Genomic DNA, 21,893 nt, shown 5'->3' with positions numbered 1-21,893 from the left:
ATTTAGTGAATATGAAGCATGCAGTGGTATTTCCCGGGCAGGGATCGCAGTTTACGGGGATGGGAAAAGAGCACTATGAAAACAGCACTTTTGCAAAAAGACTTTTTGAGCAGGGTAATGAAGTATTAGGGTTTCGCATTTCCGATATTATGTTTAACGGCACAGCCGATGAGCTGAAGGAGACAAAAGTCACACAGCCGGCGGTATTTCTGCACTCGATCGTTGCCTATAAAGCAATGGAAGATAATAACCCGGACATGGTAGCCGGGCATTCGCTGGGTGAGTTTTCCGCCCTGGTGGCGAATAACGTTCTGGCATTTGAAGATGCACTGCAACTGGTAGCCGTACGGGCTAATGCCATGCAAAAAGCCTGTGAGCTGCAACCTTCCACGATGGCGGCTGTTCTGAACCTTCCTGATGAAAAAGTTGAAGAGATCTGCAAAGCGATACAGAAGGAAACAGGTGAAATAGTAGTTCCTGCCAATTACAACTGCCCCGGGCAGCTCGTAATCAGCGGCACCTTAAACGGCATTAACATTGCCGTGGAGCGTATGAAAGCTGCAGGCGCCAAGCGGGCGCTGATATTGCCGGTGGGCGGCGCCTTTCATTCCCCGCTGATGGAGCCGGCACGCAAGGAATTGCAGGCGGCCATTGAAAAAACATCGTTTCACCAACCGGCCTGCCCGATCTATCAGAATGTGGTTGCCAAGCCTGTTATGGATAAGGAGGAGATCAAGGTCAACCTTATTGCTCAATTGACCGGTGCGGTACGATGGACCCAAAGCGTACAGGAAATGATCGCCAATGGCGCAACCCGATTTACGGAGGCGGGGCCGGGTAAAGTGTTACAGGGGCTGATACAAAAAATAAATAAAGAAGTTGAAGTAAATGGGGTTAGTTAAAACCCCATTTTTTTTGTAGAATAAATAAAGGAAGATGACAGTATTGCTATTTACATTGATCATGTTTGCGGGCGCCTTTGCTGCCGGAACGATCGGTTCTTTATCGGGACTGGGCGGCGGCATCATCATCATTCCGCTTTTAACGATCGGCCTGGGGGTAGATATCCATTACGCTATTGGTGCGGCGCTGGTTTCCGTAATTGCCACTTCCTCCGGATCTGCCGCGGCCTATGTAAGAGAGGGCATCACCAATATGCGGCTGGGTATTTTCCTTGAAATAGCCACCACGCTGGGGGCTGTATCAGGAGCCCTGATCGCTTCCATTGCTCCCGGCTCGTTAATAGCCGTGCTCTTTGGCTTAACGCTCATCTTCTCTTCTATCAATTCCTTAAGAAAAAAAGAAGAGCATCTGCTGACCCGTTCCAGCCCCCTGGCGCAAAAACTGAAATTAAACGGCAGTTATCCCGATGAAAACGGCAAGCCAATCGCATACGGAACAAAAAACGTGCTGGGCGGCTTTGGCATGATGGGATTGGCCGGCATGATGTCAGGACTTTTAGGCATTGGATCAGGGGCTTTTAAAGTTATTGCCATGGACAATATCATGAAAATCCCCTTTAAGGTATCTACCACCACCAGCAATTTTATGATGGGTGTTACCGCCATCGCCAGCACCGTTATCTATTTACAAAAAGGATATATTCAGCCCGCTATTTGCATGCCTACAATGATTGGCGTGTTGTTTGGCTCCATGACCGGCTCCCGTATCCTCCTGCGGTCTAACCCTCAAAAATTGCGGCTTTTCTTTGCCATTCTTATTTTGCTGTTGGCAATAAATATGATCTACAACGGTCTTTTTGGTAAAATGTAATCCTTATGCAAAAAAATAATTTTACAGATAAAACTTTACAAACGATCATCGGCAACCTGCTACGTTACGGCGTGTTGCTGGCACTAACCGTAGCTGCGATAGGTGGTGGCTTTTATTTGAGCCGGCATGCCCATGAAACCGTGCACTACGAACAGTTTATTGAACAGGACAAAAACCTGGGGCAATTGGCTAAAGAAATTGTTGAAGGCCTGAAAGCCGGCAGCGGCAGGTCAATCATCTTTGCAGGCATTATTATCCTTTTTTTAACCCCCGCCCTGCGGTTGGTGTTGTCCTTATTCTCTTTCCTTGCGGAGAAGGATTATTTGTACGTGGCCATCACCTTAATTGTTATCGCCATCATTGCTACAAGCGTTATATTGGGTTACAGCCATTAAAACGGAAAGTGATTGTTTGCCTGTTAGTGGCAAAAAGATCCGTTGCCGTCAACACTTAACCGATCCTTAAAATACGGTATCAGCCTCATTTAGTATTTTCGCATAAACCGATCAGCATATATGAGCGAATCAGCAGGCAGCAGTAGCGTTGCCGAACTAAATAGAGGGTCTGCAGCCCCCGGGGGCGCCAAAAATGAGCAGCGCATTCTTCTCGGCTTTATGCTTGCCTGGTTTGTTATCAATTGCATCCAGGCCGCTTTTATGGGTTTAGATGGTGATGAGGCTTATTACTGGCTTTTATCTCGAAAACTGCAATGGAGCTATTTTGATCATCCACCCATGGTGGCCCTTTCCATCCGGTTGGGGGAAAGCTTTGGGCATGGATTTCTATTTACAAGACTGGGCACGATCCTTTTATCGACACTAACGATTGGCCTTATTTATAAAGGCCTGCCAGCATATCTGCAAAAACTAAAATGGTTCATCATTGTATATGCCGCCACCCTGGTGTTAAATGTATATGCTTTTATAACCACCCCCGATGCCTGCCTGTTTTTCTTTGCCGCCCTGTTCTTCTGGCGCTATAAGTATTTTCTCGAAAAAGAAAACTTTGGCAACAGCCTGTGGCTGGTCATCGCTATAACCGGGATGTTCTACAGCAAATACCATGGTATTTTGCTGGTAGGTTTTGTAGTACTTTCCAACCCGCGGTTGCTCCTTAATAAATATTTCTGGCTGATCGTGGCATTGGTGACCTTATTGTTTTTGCCCTACCTGTACTGGCAGTATAATCACGACTGGGCCACCGTCCGTTTTCACCTGGTGGAACGCATTGCCAAGCAATACGAGTTCAGCTTTACCACCGACTACCTGCTGGGCCAGCTATTGATCTGGGGGCCCCTGACCTCCGTGGTATTCTTTATCGTTATAGGAAAACTAAAAATAAAAGACCGGCTGATGCGGGCACACGTCTTTATGTTTGCCGGCACTATCGGATTCTTTCTGATATCTTCTTTTAAAAACACGGTAGAACCGCACTGGACGCTGATCGCAGGCGTTTCCTATATTGCTTTGTTCCTGTTGCTGCTGGTTAATGGCACGGAACGGTTCAAAACCATTTTCTTTAAGATCGCATACGTGAACATAGGCCTGATCCTGCTGGCACGTATTATTTTTCTTATCCCGGATGGGCCAGCTAATCTTATTGAACATTTCCGTTCGTTTTCTTATGCAAAAACATGGGCAGACCAGGTTTATTCCACAGCCGGCAAAACACCCGTTGTCTTCGCCAGCTCCTATGCGCTTCCGTCCCTGTATCAATATTATCACCCTGATGCGCAAACCTTCGGCTATAACGACAAAGGCTACCGCAAAACCCATTTCAATATTGCCACGGATTGCTTTCTTGACGGGCAGCCCGTTTTGTATTACACACAAAACGACAAGCTGCTGCCAGGTTCAGGTACCACCATTAAAAACGAATATAATTCCGGGCGTTTACTGCCGATAGACCGTTATGTGTGTATACAGCCTTTGAGAATAGCATTGGAGCATGCACCTGAAACTGCGCAACCAGGGCAGACGTTGCTATTAACGATAACGCTTAGCAATAAAGGAACGGCAGCCATCACGCCTGATCCCAAACTTTTTATCGATTACGCATTTTTTATAGAGAAATATAATTTTATCAATTCCGATCAGCATTTCATAATCCCACACAAATCCCTGGCGCCGGGTGCCAGCATGCGGATCCGGATACCAGTAACAACGCCGGAGAAACCGGGCGCCTACAGACTCCTGTTCTCTATTGTAAACGGATTTATCCCCGGTAATTTCGCGAGTAATTTTTATGTTATTAAGGTGAAGTAGTGAGTATTCTGCAACTTTTTGTTTATCCTATTCTGTTCCCTTTCAATTTGGCTCCGTAGGAGCACTGTGTTTGTAGAATGATTTTTCGTTTAAGAGGGCGGCTCCGTTAGGCGCCGCGTAAAACACGAGGCTCCGATGGAGCCCTGATCTTCTGCCCCAAACATGCTATAAACACGCGGCTCCTGACGGAGCAACGCAACTTTTTAATGTAATGACATTGACGTTCCAAAAACAATTGAAAGCTTTGTTCCGACCTGCCATCATTATTTGCCAGGCGCAATCAACTGATTCCTGATAATACGGTTATTATACTGCTGTATAAAAGCCTTAAGCTGCTGTTCCATACCGGGTACCAACTGCGCCGAATCTTTGAAGATATCTTTTTTCATCAACGGGTCCGCTTTGTAGTTAAACAGACCCGTGGCTTTATTTCCGTCAAAGAAAAGCAGGTTCGTGCCATTGATCCAGCGGTAGCCACCCGAATACTGGTAGGCAAACCCGGGCCCTGACCGGTGCAATACGCTTTCGCCAAATGCCAGGTAAGGTTTATCATAATGCAGGTAATCCAGTACCGTTGGCATCACATCCAATTGCTGGATCACTCCGGGGTCCACACCGCGGAAACTGCTGTCGCCCGGCGCATACAAAAGAATGGGGATGGCATAATCGCCCCAGGCATTCTTGTATTCCGGGTGATAGGTAACTGTTGCATGATCCGCAGAAATCACAAATAAAGTATTCTTAAACCAGGGCTGCTGCTGCGCCTTTGCAAAGAATTTGCGCAAGGCCATATCAGTATACCCGATACATTCCATAACCGGCAACGGCCCTTTTTTAAAGACACCGGTATATTGCGCCGGCACTTTAAACGGGTCATGCGAGGAAACCGAAAATATGCTGGAAAAAAAAGGCTGCGGGAAGCCGCTGAGTTTTTGTTCAAAAAACTGGAAAAAAGGTTCGTCCCAGATGCCCCAGATGCCATCATAATCGGCATCATTATTATACTCGCTTTTACCAAAATAATGTTCGATGCCGATCATTTTAGTATACGACAAAAAGCCCATCGACCCGTTAGGCGCGCCATGAAAGAACGAAGTATGATATCCTTTTTCGGCAAGCAAACGGGGCAAACTCTTGGTGCTGTCCGAAACAAAAGGCGTCAATACAAACGGATCCTGGCCGCCGGGAATACTGGCCAATAACGAAGGAATGGCTTCGATCGACTTACGCCCGTTGGCAAATGAATTCCAATAAACCTTGCTCACCGACGCCAGCGAATCAAGAAAAGGCGTAAATCCCGAATAGGTGCCGTTATCCAGATCCTTGTTGTAAAACCCAATCGATTCCTTACCAAAACTCTCTAAAATAATAACCACGACGTTCTTTCGGACAAAAGGCAGACTGTCTTTGGGATAATGCAGCGGCGTATAAATTTGCTCCAATTCCGCATCCGAAAAATAATGCAGTTCTTTTAAAGGTTTAACGCCAATAGTACGTATAAAAACAAACGGGGTGTTCAACACAAGATACACTTCATGCGGGCGCTTCACGTATTCGCCAGCATCGTTTATGGTAATGGGACGCGTGCTGTGCTTATACCCGCCCCTAATGCCGCCAATGGCTAATACAATACTTGCAATAAACACCAATGACGCCGTAATATAATAGGTTCGTTTCGAAAGTGGCCAGCGGCGTTCCCGGATCGTTACCCTGTTATACAGCCACACCATCAACACCAGCAATGCAGCAAACAACAGCACAACATACCAGTACGTAATCAAAAAATGCAACGCGAGGCTGCCCGTATTCTGTTCATGCGAAAATTCGTTAAACACGGTAGTGGTGGTCCGCTTCAGCGTAAAGCGATAATAAATAAAATCGATAGCATTTAATAATAACGCTACTCCGTTAGACACATAAAAAACCCATCGAACCCATTTTTGATATCCCTTGCCAGTCCGGATCGAATAAGGAACCGGCACGGTCATCAATACGATCATCAGGCTGTTCCAGTAAAAGAGCGCGGCCACATCAAAAACCAGCCCGCCCTGTAGCAGCTTCCCCCAGTCGCTCAAAACAATGTCCGGGAATAATCCTTTGTTCAAAAAGTAGAAGAGGAATCTGCAAATCAAAAACAGCAGCAGCACCAGGGCCAGGCGATAAGCCAATACGGCGTAATAGCCCCATTCAATTGTATGCTTTCGTTTGGTCATATCAGGCATTTGTCGTTTGTTCACTGGCTGCCTCCGGCTGCACCTGTTCTTTTCTGAATAAAACAGGGATGGCCGTAAGCGCCATTGTCATGGTAATAATATAAAAACTAAGACTTATAGAAACAGCAAGGTCTTTATCAAGCCCCAGGGTAGTGGCCCCCCAAACAATGACTACTTCCCGTGCGCCCAATCCCCCTATGCTGAACGGGAACAACGATGCCAGCGAAGAAGCCAGAAAAATGACAAAATAAGGCCAGTAGCTTGCTGAGCATCCCAGGGCTTTTAAAATAAAAGCTACGGTTACCAACTGGAGCAACTGCGTACCCAATGCTATTAAATGTATCCTGACAAAATGCTGGCTTATCTTTTTAAAAAAACGGCGCAGCACGCCATAGTATATAACCGTACCCACCGCTACTGCCGGCAGGATCCACCGGCTGTATTGCTGAATACGCGGCAACACCGTGCTGAATAATGCTACCAGTAAACATAGCGCCCACAAGCCACTCAGGCGGTCGAAGAAAACAGCCGAAAAAACTTCTTTACGCGTAGTGAAAGGATAACGTTGTTTTAGTACAATGATCTTATAGCCATCGCCCCCGATCCCCCCGGGCAAAAAAAGATTATAAAACATCCCCAAAAGGTATAACCGGAAATTGGAGCGCGCGCTGATGGGTAATCCTATATTATGGAAAAAATGAAGCAACCGCACAGAAGTAACCAATTGGCAAATTACAAAGGCGGTAACAGCCGGCCCCAGCCACCAGGGATTGGCCTCCTTCCATAACCGTTGCAATGCAGCAATATCCACTTTTGTGTATACCAGCCACAGCGCAAGAATGGTAAAGCCAACTTTTAACAGCGGTTTTAAAACAGACCAGGCTTTTTTTCCGTTATTTCCATCCATAAATTAGCTACAAACTTAGCGCTAATTAGTTAATAGTTAATAGTCAAGGGCTCACATGCAAAGATCTGAACATCGAACGACAAACCCTAAAGTTCCGTATCTTTGCACCCCGCTCGTAGAGAGCTGTCAAAATGGCTTAAAACAGGTATAGCACTGTTTTTGAAGGGATACAAACTTTATAAAAATATACGCAAAAGATATGTTCGAGTTCTTATCAAAAATGTTTGGCGGCAGCAAATCTGAAAAAGACGTTAAAAAGATTTCGCCTGTTGTTGAGCAAATCAACAAAAATTTCATTCAGTACCAGTCGATTAGCAATGATGAGTTGCGTAATAAAACCCAGGAATTCCGCAGCCGCATCAACGAACGGCTTACCGAAATTGATGGTAAAATTGCTGACCTGAACCGGCAGGCCGATGAGCTGCCCCACGAAGACCTGCTGCAAAAAGATGCTATTTACCAGCAGGTGGATGCATTAAAAAAAGACCGGGATAAGGAAATTGAGAAGGTGCTGGAGGAAATTCTCCCCGAGGCTTTTGCTGTTGTTAAAGAAACCGCACGTCGTTTTTCCGGCAATCCGGAGATGGTATCTAAAGCAACAGACCTGGACCGGGAGCTGGCCCAAAAAGCAGAATATATTACGATTAATGGTGATGACGCCATCTATAAAAATACCTGGAAAGCCGCCGGAGGACAAATCACCTGGAACATGGTGCATTATGATGTACAGTTGATCGGTGGTTCGGTCTTACATTCGGGCAAAATTGCTGAGATGGCTACCGGGGAAGGTAAAACGCTGGTTTCCACGCTGCCGGCTTACCTCAATGCCCTTGCCGGCGAAGGCGTGCATGTGGTTACCGTAAACGATTACCTGGCCCGTCGCGACCAGGAGTGGAACGGTCCGGTGTTTGAATGGCTGGGCCTGCGGGTGGATTGTATCGATAAACACCAACCCAACTCCGCCGAACGCCGCAATGCCTATATGGCCGATATCACCTATGGTACCAATAATGAATTTGGTTTTGATTACCTGCGGGATAATATGGTGCACAATGCTTCTGAAATGGTGCAGCGGAAACATCATTATGCCATGGTGGATGAGGTGGATAGCGTATTGATCGATGATGCCCGTACGCCGCTGATCATTAGTGGTCCTGTGGATCATGCAGATGAGCAGCAATACCATATTCACAAACCCCGGGTAGAACAATTGTACCGGGAACAGGAGCGCATTGTACGGAACAACCTGAACGAAGCCAAACGCCTTTTTGAAAAAGGGGAAGACGATCCCAAAACAGGTGGCTTGTATTTATACCGTGCTTTTCGCGGGTTGCCAAAATACAGCCCGCTGATCAAATATTTAAGTGAGCCGGGGGTAAAAGTAAAAATGCAAAAAGCGGAAAACTATTACCTGCAGGAGCAAGAGCGCAATATGAAAATAGTGGACGAAGACCTGCTGTTTAAGATCGATGAAAAGACCAACTCGGTAGATCTGACCGAAAAAGGGCTGGCCATGATCACTAAGGTAGGGGAAGACACTGATTTCTTTGTATTGCCCGATATAGGTGCTACATTGGCCGATGTTGAAAAAAGCGATGCCGCTGCCGAAGAAAAATTAAAGCAGAAAGAGGCTTTGTTAAATGATTATTCGCAAAAAGCCGACCGCATTCACTCCGTACAGCAATTGCTGAAGGCCTATGCCCTGTTCCAGAAAGACGATGAGTACGTAATTGTTGATGGCGCGATCAAGATCGTAGATGAGCAGACCGGCCGTATCATGGAAGGCCGCCGTTATTCTGATGGGTTGCATCAGGCGCTGGAGGCGAAAGAAAACGTGAAGATCGAAGCGGCCACCCAAACTTACGCTACCATCACCCTGCAGAACTATTTCAGGATGTACCACAAATTGTCGGGTATGACCGGTACCGCGGAAACGGAGGCGGGTGAGCTGTGGAGCATTTATAAGCTGGACGTAGTTACCATCCCCACTAACGTTCCGATCATCCGTAAGGATATGCAGGATCTGGTATATAAAACCAAGCGCGAGAAATATAAAGCGGTTATCGACGAAATTGAAAAACTGCGCGGCGAAGGAAGGCCGGTGCTGGTGGGTACCACTTCGGTTGAGATCAGTGAGTTACTGAGCCGGATGCTGCAGCAGAAAAAAATCCCCCATAATGTTTTAAACGCCAAGCAGCACGCGCGGGAAGCCGAGATCGTTGCCGAAGCGGGCCTGGCCGGCGCCATCACCATCGCCACCAATATGGCGGGCCGTGGTACGGATATCAAACTGGGGCCTGGCGTAAAAGAAGCCGGGGGGTTGGCCATTATAGGTACCGAACGCCATGAAAGCCGCCGGGTGGACCGCCAGTTACGCGGTCGTGCGGGTCGCCAGGGTGATCCGGGAAGTTCTTTATTCTATGTATCACTGGAGGACGACCTGATGCGCATGTTTGGTAGCGAGCGTATTGCCGGTATGATGGATAAACTGGGGTATAAAGAAGGCGATGTGATCCAGCACAGCATGATCAGTAACAGTATTCAGCGTGCGCAAAAGAAAGTGGAAGAAAATAACTTCGGCATCCGTAAACGCTTGCTGGAGTATGATGATGTAATGAATAAACAGCGGAATGCTATTTATGAAAAACGGAATCACGCCTTATTTGGCGATCGTTTATCACTGGATATCGACAATGCGTTTTCTATTGTAGCAGAAAGCCTCGCGACTTCCTTTAAAGAACAGGAAGATTTTGAAGGGTTTAAGCTGGCCTGTATCGTAAATTTTGGAATGGACACTTCTATTAATGAAGAAACCTTCCATACAACAGACCCATCCAAGCTGGCGGATCAGCTATATGCCGAGGCACTTACCCGTTATGCCGATCATAACGGTGGCGTGCAAAGCCAGGCCGTACCGGTGTTCCGCGATATCCGTACTTCACAGGGTGCGCATATCGAAAACGTGATCGTTCCGTTTACTGACGGACGCAAGACCATCAATGTACTGGCACCGCTAGACAAAACCATCACTTCTGAAGGCCGGGAGCTGGTATCCAGTATGGAAAAATCCATTACCCTGGCGGTGATCGATGATGCCTGGAAAGAGCATTTGCGGGCCATGGATGATCTGAAACAAAGCGTACAAACGGCTTACCTGGAACAAAAGGATCCGCTGGTGATTTATAAAGTAGAGGCGTTCCAGTTATTTAATAACATGACCACGGCTTTAAATAAGGACATCATCTCTTTCCTTACGCAGGCCAACCTTCCCGCACAGGAAGAGGCGCCGCAAATTAAAGAAGGCCGTGAACAAAGAACAGACCTCAGCAAGATGCGCGCAAATAAGGACCAGATAGAAGCAGCCGGCGAAGATTATGCCGCCAACGAAAAAGACTATTTTGACCCCGAACAACCTGCAGTAAAACAGGAACCGATCCGGGTAGGACCTAAAGTGGGGCGGAATGACCCATGTCCTTGCGGAAGCGGCAAAAAATATAAAAATTGCCACGGCAGAAATGAATAAACAATAAATTGCAATCCCCGCCCTAAAAAGCGGGGATTTTTTAACTTTTTTATGAAAAGCGCCTGTGGTGGCCACTTTTACGCGAAAGACTGATTCTCAGGAATTTGGTTTTTGCACAACAGTGCTCACATAAAACAGAGTTTTAATATGTCTTCTTTCACAAAGCCAAAATTACAGCTATCTTCTTTTTTTGGCCTGGTATTGGATTTATAGCTGGTTATGACCGCTGTAATTATCATCCTTACTTTGTTTCTGTGCTTGTACAGCCTGGGTGTTATAGTTGCCATAAAAGCGCGACGCTGACCCTTCAGCTTTTGTTTGCCCTCTTGTTTGTGCTGCGGTAGTATTACCGATCCGCGTTCTTTTTCTTGTCCGGATGAACAAAAATATTCCCACAATCACGAGAAGCACCTGAAGACCTGCCGCGATCATCGTGCTGACATCCCCGGTGGCCTTCCCGGCCCAATCCATAAAATGGTGCTTGTGCAGCAATGCAAAACTATAGCCCTCAGCCATATCATTGTCGTCTACCCTTGCGGCAAGCACGCCGGCTTTTGTGTCAATATAAAGGTGTTGATTTCCCCTGGTATTGTAAGAGACGCGCCATACGGGCAGCCGTTTATTAATGAACCCATATTCATTGGTAAACTTTGTAACCAGGGAAACGCGATTAATTGCAGCACCTTTATTTTGATTAAATGCCTGCGCCAGGTACCGTGCATATAAGCTGTCACCACCTGATAGCAAAACACCATTTGCCGCCTCCACATACAAAGGCGGGCGATACCGGACGGACTTATTCTTCATAAGATCTGAGCGACCGTTGGCTGCTTTCTTTTTATCAGATAGCTGTATCCTCCAGTAGTTCCTTTTATGGATCGAACAAAGAGACAAGCCACTGATACTATCACCTTTAGTAAGTGCCATCATTTTACTAAAATCAATATCCACGCCAGTGGGCATAAACGTATGCGCAACAACTGAATGCTGCTGCTGCGGCCAAAGGGCTTTTAGTGCGTGAAAACCACCGCTAAAACTAAACATCAACGTAAACAAAGAGGCAGCCAGAGAAGTGTACCGGTGGCTTCGCCTTGCTTTTGATGCGGGGCTCCCGGCCTTTTTCGATTTGGTGGTAAAAAAAATATACAAACCCATTATCGTGGTCAGCAATGCCAGCGCCGTAACCAGTACCATTATAAAATATTTCGTCTTCCCCATTGCGTTCATCCAGTTCCAGGTATGCAGTAATCCAAAGATCTTGTCAAACACCGCTCTTTTATTATCCACCGCATAGGCGTAGCTTCCGGAAGCTGTTTCCACATAAATACGGATCCCGTCCGGCCGGTTAAAACCTACTTTATATACCGGAAGCAACCGGTTGATATAACTATACTCCCCTTTAAAATCATTTACTTTTTCAACACTCAGTATCGCGGCTCCTTTGCTGTTCAGGATATTTAACGCCGCGCTCATACAACAATCATGATCCGACAAAGCCTGTGGTTCCGGCGCCACTGTATTTCCGGAGCCGGTAAGAAATTTGCGGGCCAGGAACTGTGCATACAATTGATCACCGTTTGCCAACTGCCGTCCGGAAACCGTGCTTATATACCGGATATCATTGTGCGCAGCATCTACGAGCACCTGGTAAAATTGCTGTCCGCCCATGCGAATAATATGAACATTGCTAAACGCTGTAATCCCGTTGGCTTGCAAGGCTTGGCTGAGCGCAACGGTCAGTTGTGAAGGATCAATAGGTGATGGTTCATACAATTGTGTTGCCACCCTTGGGCGTATGTTGGTCATGATAGGATGCATAAACCCGCTGAGCGCCCACAACACAACGGGCAGCGCAATGATCACTGCACAGCGCCGGTGCCATTTATATATTTTTTTTCGCATGACTATTTAAATTGATAAAGAACTATATTAAAGCCTGTAAGAAATGCCCAACGTGATCTCCCTTGGATCGCCGAGGTTATAACTATACGCCGCAGCGCCGGATGCAGTGGCGTTTTTGGAAGCATACACTGCATAATACCGGTTAGCCGCGTTCAATATATTTACCCATACACCCACTCTTTTTAACTGGTAGCCCGTCCGGAAATTGATAACATCAAAACCCTGGTAACGATAGGCGTCGAGATCGTCCATGAAATAGCGTCCCTGGTGCTGCCATTCGCCGCTCAGGTACAGCCCTTTTAAAAAAGGAGGTTTATAAATAACTTCCGCATTACCGGTAAACCGGGGTGCCCCACTCATTTCCTTTCCGTTATAATCCACCCCTTTAATGTTATTTTTTATAAAAGTATGTTTGGCATTGGTGCCGCTGAAGCGGATGGAAAGTGCGGGAACCGGGCGATAGGTAACACCATACTCAATGCCCGTATGCCGCGTGGCGCCGGCATTCTCATTGACATAAGAATTATCTGACTGCCGCACTGAAATGATCTCATTTGTACCATCCATCCGGTAGATGCTCCAGTCTGCATATAATTTATTTTGTAGCAAGGTCAGCCAACCACCTGCTTCGTAATTAAAAAAAGTCTGTGGCAGCAGGTAGGGCGCCACTTTTACGCTGCTGTACAGGTCGGTTAATTGCGGCGGCACATAGCCCTGCGCATAATTGGCATAAAATCCAATGCCTTTAAAATTATAAGTTAACCCCAGCTTGGGTGTTATTCTTGAGAACGTAGTAACGGTTGATGCAGTGCGCACACTGGCAGACGCCGGAAGGTTATTTATAAAATAATATTTAAACACATCATAGCGCAGTGCCATGATCAGTTTCAGGCGCTTAAACGGATTCAATTCATAATTAAAATAGCCGGCCATATTCAAAATGCCAGTATTATATTTACTCAGAAAAGAATCCGTTGCCGGGGTGGTGTAACTGTTGTATTGCCCCGTATTCAAATCTTTGTTTACCGAAATAAATTTCGCATAGTAATCCTGCGGACTAAAGTCGATACTTCCCCCTATTGCTACCCTGCTTTGCAGCCATTTAAAACGCTGGCTATGCGTGGCAAAAAGCGCATTGGTGCGGAATGCATTTTCATTGACCTGCCCTTTGAATTTTTGAGGATCCGGAGTGCTTGCAATAGCATAGGCAGGATTCTGACCTACCGAATTATTCCGGTAAAGCAACGCAATCGTTGTTGAGCTGTTGGGGTTCCAGCGCTGGGTAAGCATCGATTTATACCTTAGTGCCGTTACTTTACGGTAAGTAAAGGTTTGCAACGAACTATAATCCCTGCGCGCAAACTTAATGCTATCAAGCGCTCCCGTCATATCACTATAATAATCGATCCAGGACAAAGTATTCGTCCAGGTGGTATGCGCATTGGGCCGGTAGTCACTGCGCAGGGTCAGCGCCGTTTTATGAAAATCACTAAATGCGACAGGGCCATTGGTTTTATCAGCATAATAACCGCTCACTATAAATCCCCATTTCCCAACGGTGGTTCCCGCCTGCACGTCAGCCCGCTTATAGCCGGCGTTGTTTAATTGTAAACTAACGCTACCATTTGTAAACGCAGGGGCCGCCTGGGTAATAACATTAACAGCGCCTCCTATCGCTTCGGCTCCATATAAGGCAGAAGCAGGTCCCCGGATCACTTCAATAGCGCGCGCGGCAGTCAGGTTCATCTCCAGCAGCGCATTATGGTTATAAACACCGGTAGTGCGGATGGGCAACCCGTCTTCCAGGTAAAGAAAGAGGCTCTTTGTGGTCATCGGCTGGCGAATGCTCATCTCGTGTTGTTCGTTGCCCAAGCTGACCATGAAAACACCGCTTACTTTATTCAGTAACTGGTCCATACGCTGGGCTTTGGTATCTTCCATTACCTGTTTGCTGATGCTTGTAATAGCAACCGGCGCTTCGCTGCGCCGCTGGGCGGTACGGCTGCCGGTAACCACTACTTCATCCATAGCAGCTACTTTTTTTTGCAATCCTACCGACAACTGTGTCGGGAAAAGATGCTCGCTGATGTAGCCTGAGCAACTCACATCAAATACCTTAGTGCGGTCATCAAGATAAAATATGCCATTAGCATCGGGCTGAAAGTTATGCCCGCCGGCCGTTACAGTGGCGTTACCCAACGGTTCTTTCGTATCTGCATCAAATACAGTTCCCTTCAGCAATCGTTGCCCCAGTAGAGTGACGGGCACCGGCAGCAAAAAGAGCAATAAAAAAATCTTGTTCATGTATAATTAGGTAGCGTTATGTTAATTGCGAATCGGGAAAGGTCAAATGATAAACCGTGAGTCACTCCCGTTTCAATCCCGATAGCTATCGGATGACACATCTCTTAAAATCATAAAAACCAATCATCGATATTATTGTCGTTTGGACGGAGCGAATCCCGACTTTCGTCGGCGCGAAAGTCGGGAGAAGTAAGCGGAGCAATCTCGTTCTTTCAGGTTGAAATTTCTCTTCATCCTCCTTTGGCGAATTTATCGAAATGACGATCCTTTAATGTGTCATCGCCTCAATGACCTGGCACTGCAAGTCATTAACGCTGGATGACTTTTTGCGATTAACGTAACAGAAGTAAGGGATGACGCGCCTATTAAACAAGACCCGTCGTCCTGATAAAGTTGTTAAACCCAAAACAGCCGGAGGAGCAACATTGCATTGCAGTAGCCCTAACAGACGAGCTACCCCGACCAAGGGATAAATACATGCAGCGCCATTGACGGTTATAACGTGCAGCATTCCGGCAATAAACTAAAGATATCAGGAAAGAGTGCAGGGTGGGTGAAATATAGAATAGGAGCGTTTTACAGGGCTTTTGGCAACTCCCGGAGGATAGATTACCCTATGATAAGTCTGGAAGAAAGGAGCATCAATTGTAGAAGATGGCTGGAATGCGACAAGTTCCTGCTTTGCGATTTTCATCTCAGGGGCCTGTTGTGCTTCTTTCTTTTCCTGCTCCCGGATCCTTGTCATCAGTAAGCATTTTCCATCGCAATGCAGCAGTGGCCGGCTTTTATTAATACATTTTGCCATGTAGGCCTTTTTTCTGAAAATATAATCTAAACAGTAAAAACCCTGACTAAACGCCTGCAGGAGAAAAACAATGAATAATATTACAGCGATCACTTTCTGCACAAGGCTGCAAAGATACACTGATAATAAATTGAAAAAGTTGCCGTCCGTTAAAAAAAGGCCGATGCCGGTCATTCCCTAGCCCGTCCATTCTTTCATCAGCTTTTCAAAAGCCACTTTCAGATCTGCAAGCTCCCGTTCTACCGCAGCTAACCGTTCTTCAAGGTTATTGTTGGCCTGAACGGGTGGAACATTTGTTTCAGCTACATAAGTGTCCACTAACGCAGGATCGCCAAATAAATGCATGTAGCGGGCTTCTTTTTGCCCCGGCTGCCGTGTTAGCTGGCGGATATAGGGGGCAGTTGATGAAACTAATTTTTCCAACACAGACTGCACTTCCGCCAGATCATCAAACTCATACAGCCGGCCCGCATTACTGTTGAGCTCACCGGGGGTGAGCGGACCTCTTAAGAAAAGCAGGCAAAGCACCGCCAGTTCATCTGGTGTAAAGGAATACTGCAGGGCTATTGTGTGCCGGTATTTCACCACCCTGCTGGTGCCACCCGTTACGGTTGCTGCCAGGCCATGCCGTTTCAGTCGGTCCAGTGCCAGGGTTACGGTTGTTTCTTCAAACTGCACCACCGGGTTACGGGCGGTCTTTTGATTACAGGCCGCCGTGAGCGCATTTAAGGTCATGGGATAATACTCAGGCGTTGTTTTGGATTTTTCCATCAATGCGCCTAATACACGCAGCTCCTCGCTGTCCAGCACAGGTATTGTTTTAATTGCTGTGGGTTCATTGTTCATATATCGCATAAAAATAAATAAATTTGTTTTGACACAACACTGTTTAACGAACCTCTTGACCACTATGGAAGAAACATTCACCCATGTACGAACAATGATCAGCATTATACTGGGCTTTAGTGTAGCGCAGTTGCTAAAGAATACAGTTAAACTTATTGATCATAACAAACTCACCAAGCCCTACCCCCTGCACCTGCTTTGGGTGTTTTATGCCTTCCTGCTGATCATCCATTTCTGGTGGTGGGAAGCCCGTTTGAAAGGCGTGGAAAGCTGGAATTTCCTGGAATATTTTTTCCTGATCCTTTACACGGCGCTGTACTATGCGTTTTGTGTGCTTATTTTCCCGGATTCGATCAACGAATACAAAGGCTTCCAGGATTATTTCTTCTCCAAAAAGCAATGGTTCTTTTCTTTTTTGATCGTGATCTTTATTGCCGATTTTGCCGATACCCTGCTAAAAGGCAAACAATATTTTTTTACCCTTCAATGGGAATACCCTGTGCGTAACCTGTTGCATATTGTTTTGTGTATTATTGGGATGCGCAGCCGCAGCGTACGATTCCAGTACGGGTTGGTAGCCTTCTTTATTCTTTATGAGATCTATTACATATTGCAGCATTATTTTGTGTAACACCAAAACGGATAGTAGCGGTAATAGCTATTAATGGAAACAAAAAAAAGTATGATCACAGAAAAAATGTTTACGGCGTTAGCACTTGCTTTCCCGGGAACAGAGCAGCACCCTCATTTCGAGCGCATCGGCTTTAAAGTAGCCGGTAAGCGTATGTTTGCAACCTATCTTAACAAGGACAATACGGCGAATATATTTTTGACGCCGGCAGAGCAGGTATTATTTTGTAAAATGGATAAAAAATATATTTATCCCGTTCCTAACAAATGGGGAGCAAAGGGCGCTACCACATTTGTTTTGGATAAAGTAAAAAAGGAATGGGTAACAGAAGCACTATTATCCGCCTACAACGAAATCATGTACCCCAAAAAAACGGGGATCTGACCAGAGCAAACAAATAGTTGACCAAATGCAGTATTTTGCATCAAATTCCGTATTATGAAGAGAATGCGCCGGGCAATGTCGCTAATCATTGTAGGGACATCGCTTATTTTTTCGTGCAGATCTGACAGCGCTAAAACAACGGATGAAAAGCAGGATGCTGCTATTGCGCGCAGGCCCGATGCATTAAAGGTTGACACCGCTATTTTCGCGGTTTACAATCTTTCCCCCCATATCATAGGCATTGCTATAGAGCTCAATAATTTTCCGCCTAATACCATCGACTCCGCTTTTAATGCGATCGCCTTCAGAGACTCTGCCGTTTTGTTTACTTCACAGCCGGATGCTGTGGCACCGGGATTGTACAAGCCTTGCCCGGATTGCATTGTAGTAGATACCACCGGCCCTTATATTATTGAAAAAAACAAAGAACTGGAAAAAGCGATCCGGCAAAAAATACCCAACGGAATGTATCTGTATGGCACCAACGGTATAAAGAAATTCCGTTACCAGGATGTTTTATATGCAATTGACGAGTGCATGAGCAATGTTGTTATTTTGACAGTAGCGCCCCAGGACACAGCAGGCATTGGGAAACCGCTGTTGGCCTCCTATCAGCAACTGCCCCTCCACTACAATAAAAACTATCAGCAGATCGACAAAAGCATTGCCCAATGGCTGAAAACACAACCAGATGATTATCCCAATATGAATTACGTGCCCACTAAAACTTTTGCCGACCTGGATTCTTTATATTTCACCTATACCGACAATTTTACTATGACGGACGGAGACAGGAATAATGAACGCATGTATTTTTTCCCTTCGCGTACGATCTTTAAGAAAGTGGCCAATGATTCCCTCACTGTTTTCTGGGGAGCCGGGCTGGACCTTTTTGGTATTCCGTGTGACTGATGTAGTATTCCTCATAATCTTTCAATAAAAAAATTTAACTTTCGTTATATTCCTGTTAATTAAATTATTCAAATGAAAGACTCTGAACAATATTATGCCGCAGCAGCAATGCTGATCCGGAAACCGGTAGCAATAGTTTTTGATGCTTTTATTGATCCGGAGATAACCACAAAAATATGGTTCACCAAAAGCAGCGGCCGGCTGGAAGAAGGAAAGACCATTGAGTGGACCTGGGAAATGTATAATCATTCCGTTACTGTAAACGTTACACATATTGAGGTCGATAAAAAGATCGAAATTGAATGGGGCAATTACTCCCAAAAAAGCCAGGTAACCTGGGCGTTTACGGCCCTCGGTGAGGATCAAACCTTTGTAAGTATTGTCAACAGCGGATTTCAGGGGGATGCAGCTCAGCTTATTGCACAGGTACGCGACTCCACTGAAGGCTTTACACTGGTTTTAGCGGCGCTGAAAGCCTTATTGGAAAAAGACATCCGGCTCAATTTAGTCGGAGACCGTTTTCCAAAAGGGCTGCAATAAAAAATCTTGTATCAATTCTCCAACTATGGAAACAGAACCGCTGATCAACTGGACCGACTTCACAAAAATAGAAATGCGCGTAGGGACGATTACCCACGCGGAAATCTTTAAAGAGGCCCGCAACCCCGCTTATAAGCTAACCATTGATTTTGGCGCTTATGGCATCCGCAGATCCTCCGCACAGATAACAAAGCTGTACCAACCCGAAGATTTACCTGGCAGGCAGGTAATTGCTGTGTTGAATTTTCCCCGCAAACAAATTGCCAATTTCTTCAGCGAATGTTTGATTTTAGGTACGGTCGGGGAAGCTAATACGATCACCTTACTGGCGCCCGATGCAGCAGTACCCAATGGTTTAAGGATCGGGTAAAACTACAATATGATACAGATAATAAAAGGGGATATTACAAAAGTTGCAGCGGACGTTATTGTAAACGCCGCTAATACTTCCCTGCTGGGAGGAGGAGGTGTGGATGGCGCCATACACCGTTCAGGCGGCCCGGAAATACTGGAAGCCTGCAGAAAAATAGTGGCAAAACAAGGCGGATGCAAAACCGGCGAGGCGGTGATAACAACTGCCGGAAAATTACCCGCGCGGTACGTGATCCACACGGTGGGCCCTGTTTGGAACGGCGGCCTCAAAGGCGAGGCCGAACGGCTGCATGCCTGTTATATCAATTCCCTGGAACTTGCCGCCCAGCATCATTGCCGCTCCGTTGCGTTCCCCAATATCAGTACCGGCATTTATGGTTATCCCAAAAAAGAAGCCGCAACCATCGCCGTTACGGCGGTGCAGCAGTTCCTGGCAACGAACAGGGGCATTAAAGAGGTGATTTTTGTTTGCTTTGACGAAGAAAATGAAACCCTGGTAAAAACAGCGCTTGAAGCAAAAAGATAACATTATAAACCATTCCCAATATGATGACCAGCTACAACAAAATTGCAGGCCAGGACACAGCGCGTATTATTGCTATAAGTGATGGCGTTTTTGGGGTAGCCATGACGCTGCTCGTTCTGGAAATCAGGGTGCCGCTTGCAGAAGGGTTTACTTCAGACAAAGAACTGGCCCATTCCTTTCTTGCACTGATGCCAAAATTTCTTGTTTATTTTTTAAGTTTTATGACTGCCGGTATTTTCTGGACGGGGCATGCAGCGCAATTCAGGCTTATTGAAAAGAGCGACCGTAATTTAAGCTGGATCAACCTGCTGTTTTTACTTTTTGTAACCTTACTGCCTTTTTCCACCGCATTTTTGGGAGACCATATCAACTATAAATTCCCCATAGGGATCTATTGGCTGAATATTTTTTTGATGGGATTGCTATTGTATATTAACTGGGCCTATGCCTGCAAGCATAACTTCGTATCTGATGAAACAAAAAAGCAGGCGGGGCCCGGCATCCGGCAACGCATCATCATTGCACAGACACTCTATTTTTTCGGAGCATTACTTTGCTTCATCAGCCCTTATTTGAGCATCGGGGTCATCATTGCCATACAATTAAACTACGCATTCGTGTTTTTTTCAGGTAGAAAAACGAAGCGCTAGGGCTCATAATCCAGGGGCAGCATCGTACCTACCTTATCGCTCCAGGACCAGTAGCCCGCAGACAAAATATTGTCCGTCGGCGACCAGTTGCCATTTGCATCGATCAATAAAGGCTCCTGCAACGGTAATTGCAGTAATGAAAGCTGAGGAATGGGTTTCCTCCCTTCTGCTATATAGCTGAGGTATGCGGGATCTTCCAGCGCTTTCGTATAGGTAACTGCAAGAAAATTTTTCCAAAATACCAGGTGGTTCGCTCCCTGTTTTCGCACAAAAACACTATCTGTATTGATTGTTTTTGCCGCATACACATCTTCATAATCCTTTTGTTGCAGCACTGTTTTATAGTAGCTGCCCGAATCATACGGATCACCGCTCTTTGAGGGCAGTGTAATATCCTTTCCCAACCGGATCTCTTTTTTAAACAATGCACGCACCCGTTCCTTTTCGGTATTATATACCCGGGTCATTCTTCTTACTAAAAACCCCTCTTCCTTTAATTTTCCGGCATACAAGGCCCGCATAAAATGCATCCCGGACCCGTAATAGGTTTTTGTTCTGCGCGCCTTTATCGACCGGTTGGTTGCGTTTTTCCGGTCGGTAAAAAAAACATACCCGGCATAATAAGAGCTATGCTCCTTAAATTGTATCCGAAAATCCTGGAGCTCATATTGCAGGTGGTATCCCAATAACGGGTTCTCTATTTCTAAAGGCGCATCGGCAACCACTTCCAGCATATTCTGTTTTTTATAAAACCGAAAATGCAAAGCCTCTTTGTTCAGCAACACACACCGCAGGGCAACCGGAGTAACCCCCAAAAAAGATTCTAAGAATGCCTTGCCCCATTTTGCCCAGGTCTCGGTTATATACCCACCCACCGTTATATTTTCGAGTGCTGTTATTTTATGTTTTAATTCAAACCGTGCTTTTAATGGCGGCGCTCCCGGTTGCAGCGCATACACGATCGATTCATACCCTACACAGGAAACCACCAGGTCATATTTTCCCGCAGGTATATTATTCAGTTGAAATTGCCCTTCATTGTTAGTGGTGGTACCGATGGAAGTATTATTAACAAAGACGCTGGCCCCGGCTATCGGCTGGCCGCCTTCTTCGGGTACTACGGCGCCCGTTATGGATTGCTGCGGGAACGCAAAAGAGCAAAACAAAAGGAATAAGATCGTAAACCCGCATTTCATAGATCAAATATAGTATTCCTTTTTTATCTACGAATAATTCGTAGATAAAAATATTTGTATTTGCAAAAATATATACGATTGCCACGTCGCGGGATTTTGTGCTACTATCAGCCATACTTGGAGTCAGCTAACGCTGCGGGCTATG

The 21,893-nt window shown here is 46.0% G+C and carries 19 protein-coding genes; 12 read left to right on the top strand and 7 right to left on the bottom strand.

Annotation, left to right across the window (positions count from 1 at the left end; translation table 11 throughout):
• Nucleotides 1-11 precede the first annotated feature (11 nt).
• The 4 genes from fabD (at nucleotide 12) to NIASO_RS17820 (ending at nucleotide 4,037) form a co-directional block, all read left to right on the top strand.
• Nucleotides 12-902: an ACP S-malonyltransferase gene (gene fabD / locus NIASO_RS17835; RefSeq protein ID WP_008588284.1), complete on the top strand. Its 891-nt coding sequence runs from the start codon at nucleotides 12-14 to the stop codon at nucleotides 900-902.
• A gap of 34 nt (nucleotides 903-936) precedes the next feature.
• The gene (locus tag NIASO_RS17830) at nucleotides 937-1,773 is read left to right on the top strand and encodes a sulfite exporter TauE/SafE family protein (protein WP_008588282.1); all 837 of its coding nucleotides are present in this window, start codon (nucleotides 937-939) and stop codon (nucleotides 1,771-1,773) included.
• Between the two features lie 5 nt (nucleotides 1,774-1,778).
• The gene (locus NIASO_RS17825; RefSeq protein WP_008588280.1) at nucleotides 1,779-2,168 is read left to right on the top strand and encodes a DUF1634 domain-containing protein; all 390 of its coding nucleotides are present in this window, start codon (nucleotides 1,779-1,781) and stop codon (nucleotides 2,166-2,168) included.
• Between the two features lie 120 nt (nucleotides 2,169-2,288).
• Nucleotides 2,289-4,037 (top strand): ArnT family glycosyltransferase, encoded by a 1,749-nt coding sequence (locus NIASO_RS17820; protein ID WP_008588278.1) that lies wholly within the window; start codon nucleotides 2,289-2,291, stop codon nucleotides 4,035-4,037.
• A gap of 263 nt (nucleotides 4,038-4,300) precedes the next feature.
• Here the strand turns inward: NIASO_RS17820 and NIASO_RS17815 are convergent, their stop codons facing one another.
• The gene (locus NIASO_RS17815) at nucleotides 4,301-6,250 is read right to left on the bottom strand and encodes an LTA synthase family protein (RefSeq protein WP_052356567.1); all 1,950 of its coding nucleotides are present in this window, start codon (nucleotides 6,248-6,250) and stop codon (nucleotides 4,301-4,303) included.
• Nucleotide 6,251: 1 nt separating this feature from the next.
• Nucleotides 6,252-7,157 (bottom strand): lysylphosphatidylglycerol synthase transmembrane domain-containing protein, encoded by a 906-nt coding sequence (locus NIASO_RS17810; protein ID WP_008588273.1) that lies wholly within the window; start codon nucleotides 7,155-7,157, stop codon nucleotides 6,252-6,254.
• A gap of 199 nt (nucleotides 7,158-7,356) precedes the next feature.
• Between NIASO_RS17810 and secA the strand changes: the two genes are divergently transcribed.
• A complete protein-coding gene (gene secA / locus NIASO_RS17805) occupies nucleotides 7,357-10,680 on the top strand; it encodes a preprotein translocase subunit SecA (RefSeq protein WP_008588272.1) in 3,324 nt (1,107 codons plus the stop codon).
• A gap of 207 nt (nucleotides 10,681-10,887) precedes the next feature.
• Here the strand turns inward: secA and NIASO_RS17800 are convergent, their stop codons facing one another.
• From NIASO_RS17800 to NIASO_RS17785, 4 genes are all read right to left on the bottom strand, one after another.
• Nucleotides 10,888-12,582 (bottom strand): PepSY domain-containing protein, encoded by a 1,695-nt coding sequence (locus NIASO_RS17800; protein WP_008588270.1) that lies wholly within the window; start codon nucleotides 12,580-12,582, stop codon nucleotides 10,888-10,890.
• 27 nt (nucleotides 12,583-12,609) lie between these two features.
• Nucleotides 12,610-14,886, bottom strand: a complete 2,277-nt coding sequence (locus tag NIASO_RS20600) for a TonB-dependent receptor (RefSeq protein WP_008588268.1) — start codon at nucleotides 14,884-14,886, stop codon at nucleotides 12,610-12,612.
• Between the two features lie 532 nt (nucleotides 14,887-15,418).
• Nucleotides 15,419-15,691, bottom strand: coding sequence for a hypothetical protein (locus tag NIASO_RS20250; protein WP_157547265.1), 273 nt, complete (start codon nucleotides 15,689-15,691; stop codon nucleotides 15,419-15,421).
• Nucleotides 15,692-15,868: 177 nt separating this feature from the next.
• Nucleotides 15,869-16,537, bottom strand: coding sequence for a YceH family protein (locus tag NIASO_RS17785; protein WP_025299117.1), 669 nt, complete (start codon nucleotides 16,535-16,537; stop codon nucleotides 15,869-15,871).
• Nucleotides 16,538-16,601: 64 nt separating this feature from the next.
• Here NIASO_RS17785 and NIASO_RS17780 point away from each other — a divergent pair, with 64 nt between their 5' ends.
• From NIASO_RS17780 to NIASO_RS17750, 7 genes are all read left to right on the top strand, one after another.
• The gene (locus NIASO_RS17780) at nucleotides 16,602-17,168 is read left to right on the top strand and encodes a hypothetical protein (protein WP_025299116.1); all 567 of its coding nucleotides are present in this window, start codon (nucleotides 16,602-16,604) and stop codon (nucleotides 17,166-17,168) included.
• Between the two features lie 33 nt (nucleotides 17,169-17,201).
• Entirely contained in the window at nucleotides 17,202-17,552 is a 351-nt protein-coding gene (locus NIASO_RS17775) for an MmcQ/YjbR family DNA-binding protein (protein ID WP_052356563.1), read from the top strand.
• Nucleotides 17,553-17,606: 54 nt separating this feature from the next.
• The gene (locus tag NIASO_RS17770) at nucleotides 17,607-18,464 is read left to right on the top strand and encodes a hypothetical protein (protein WP_008588257.1); all 858 of its coding nucleotides are present in this window, start codon (nucleotides 17,607-17,609) and stop codon (nucleotides 18,462-18,464) included.
• Between the two features lie 72 nt (nucleotides 18,465-18,536).
• Nucleotides 18,537-19,004 carry an SRPBCC family protein gene (locus NIASO_RS17765; RefSeq protein WP_008588255.1) on the top strand — a complete coding sequence of 156 codons (468 nt, stop codon included), beginning with the start codon at nucleotides 18,537-18,539 and terminating at the stop codon, nucleotides 19,002-19,004.
• A 25-nt stretch (nucleotides 19,005-19,029) separates the two neighbouring features.
• Nucleotides 19,030-19,374 (top strand): tRNA-binding protein, encoded by a 345-nt coding sequence (locus tag NIASO_RS17760; protein WP_008588253.1) that lies wholly within the window; start codon nucleotides 19,030-19,032, stop codon nucleotides 19,372-19,374.
• Between the two features lie 9 nt (nucleotides 19,375-19,383).
• Entirely contained in the window at nucleotides 19,384-19,902 is a 519-nt protein-coding gene (locus NIASO_RS17755; protein WP_008588251.1) for an O-acetyl-ADP-ribose deacetylase, read from the top strand.
• 20 nt (nucleotides 19,903-19,922) lie between these two features.
• Entirely contained in the window at nucleotides 19,923-20,552 is a 630-nt protein-coding gene (locus NIASO_RS17750) for a TMEM175 family protein (protein ID WP_008588249.1), read from the top strand.
• On the opposite strand, the gene NIASO_RS17745 is transcribed toward NIASO_RS17750, so the two are convergent.
• Nucleotides 20,549-21,748, bottom strand: a complete 1,200-nt coding sequence (locus NIASO_RS17745) for a carboxypeptidase-like regulatory domain-containing protein (protein WP_008588248.1) — start codon at nucleotides 21,746-21,748, stop codon at nucleotides 20,549-20,551. The genes NIASO_RS17750 and NIASO_RS17745 overlap by 4 nt on opposite strands.
• Nucleotides 21,749-21,893: the final 145 nt, after the last annotated feature.

Origin of the sequence: Niabella soli DSM 19437 (assembly GCF_000243115.2) — a bacterium.
Taxonomy (GTDB): Bacteria; Bacteroidota; Bacteroidia; order Chitinophagales; family Chitinophagaceae; genus Niabella; species Niabella soli.
This window is presented reverse-complemented; position numbering and strand designations above follow the sequence as displayed.

Excerpts from the sequence above, each read along its gene's own strand:
- fabD (WP_008588284.1), top strand. The coding sequence starts at position 12 with ATGAAGCATGCAGTGGTATTTCCCGGGCAGGGATCGCAGTTTACGGGG.
- NIASO_RS17800 (WP_008588270.1), bottom strand. The coding sequence starts at position 12,582 with ATGCGAAAAAAAATATATAAATGGCACCGGCGCTGTGCAGTGATCATT.
- secA (WP_008588272.1), top strand. The coding sequence starts at position 7,357 with ATGTTCGAGTTCTTATCAAAAATGTTTGGCGGCAGCAAATCTGAAAAA.
- NIASO_RS17765 (WP_008588255.1), top strand. The coding sequence starts at position 18,537 with ATGAAAGACTCTGAACAATATTATGCCGCAGCAGCAATGCTGATCCGG.
- NIASO_RS17775 (WP_052356563.1), top strand. The coding sequence starts at position 17,202 with ATGGAAACAAAAAAAAGTATGATCACAGAAAAAATGTTTACGGCGTTA.
- NIASO_RS17780 (WP_025299116.1), top strand. The coding sequence starts at position 16,602 with ATGGAAGAAACATTCACCCATGTACGAACAATGATCAGCATTATACTG.
- NIASO_RS17810 (WP_008588273.1), bottom strand. The coding sequence starts at position 7,157 with ATGGATGGAAATAACGGAAAAAAAGCCTGGTCTGTTTTAAAACCGCTG.
- NIASO_RS17750 (WP_008588249.1), top strand. The coding sequence starts at position 19,923 with ATGATGACCAGCTACAACAAAATTGCAGGCCAGGACACAGCGCGTATT.
- NIASO_RS17825 (WP_008588280.1), top strand. The coding sequence starts at position 1,779 with ATGCAAAAAAATAATTTTACAGATAAAACTTTACAAACGATCATCGGC.
- NIASO_RS17830 (WP_008588282.1), top strand. The coding sequence starts at position 937 with ATGACAGTATTGCTATTTACATTGATCATGTTTGCGGGCGCCTTTGCT.
- NIASO_RS17815 (WP_052356567.1), bottom strand. The coding sequence starts at position 6,250 with ATGACCAAACGAAAGCATACAATTGAATGGGGCTATTACGCCGTATTG.
- NIASO_RS17745 (WP_008588248.1), bottom strand. The coding sequence starts at position 21,748 with ATGAAATGCGGGTTTACGATCTTATTCCTTTTGTTTTGCTCTTTTGCG.
- NIASO_RS20600 (WP_008588268.1), bottom strand. The coding sequence starts at position 14,886 with ATGAACAAGATTTTTTTATTGCTCTTTTTGCTGCCGGTGCCCGTCACT.
- NIASO_RS17755 (WP_008588251.1), top strand. The coding sequence starts at position 19,384 with ATGATACAGATAATAAAAGGGGATATTACAAAAGTTGCAGCGGACGTT.
- NIASO_RS17770 (WP_008588257.1), top strand. The coding sequence starts at position 17,607 with ATGAAGAGAATGCGCCGGGCAATGTCGCTAATCATTGTAGGGACATCG.
- NIASO_RS17785 (WP_025299117.1), bottom strand. The coding sequence starts at position 16,537 with ATGAACAATGAACCCACAGCAATTAAAACAATACCTGTGCTGGACAGC.
- NIASO_RS20250 (WP_157547265.1), bottom strand. The coding sequence starts at position 15,691 with ATGGCAAAATGTATTAATAAAAGCCGGCCACTGCTGCATTGCGATGGA.
- NIASO_RS17820 (WP_008588278.1), top strand. The coding sequence starts at position 2,289 with ATGAGCGAATCAGCAGGCAGCAGTAGCGTTGCCGAACTAAATAGAGGG.
- NIASO_RS17760 (WP_008588253.1), top strand. The coding sequence starts at position 19,030 with ATGGAAACAGAACCGCTGATCAACTGGACCGACTTCACAAAAATAGAA.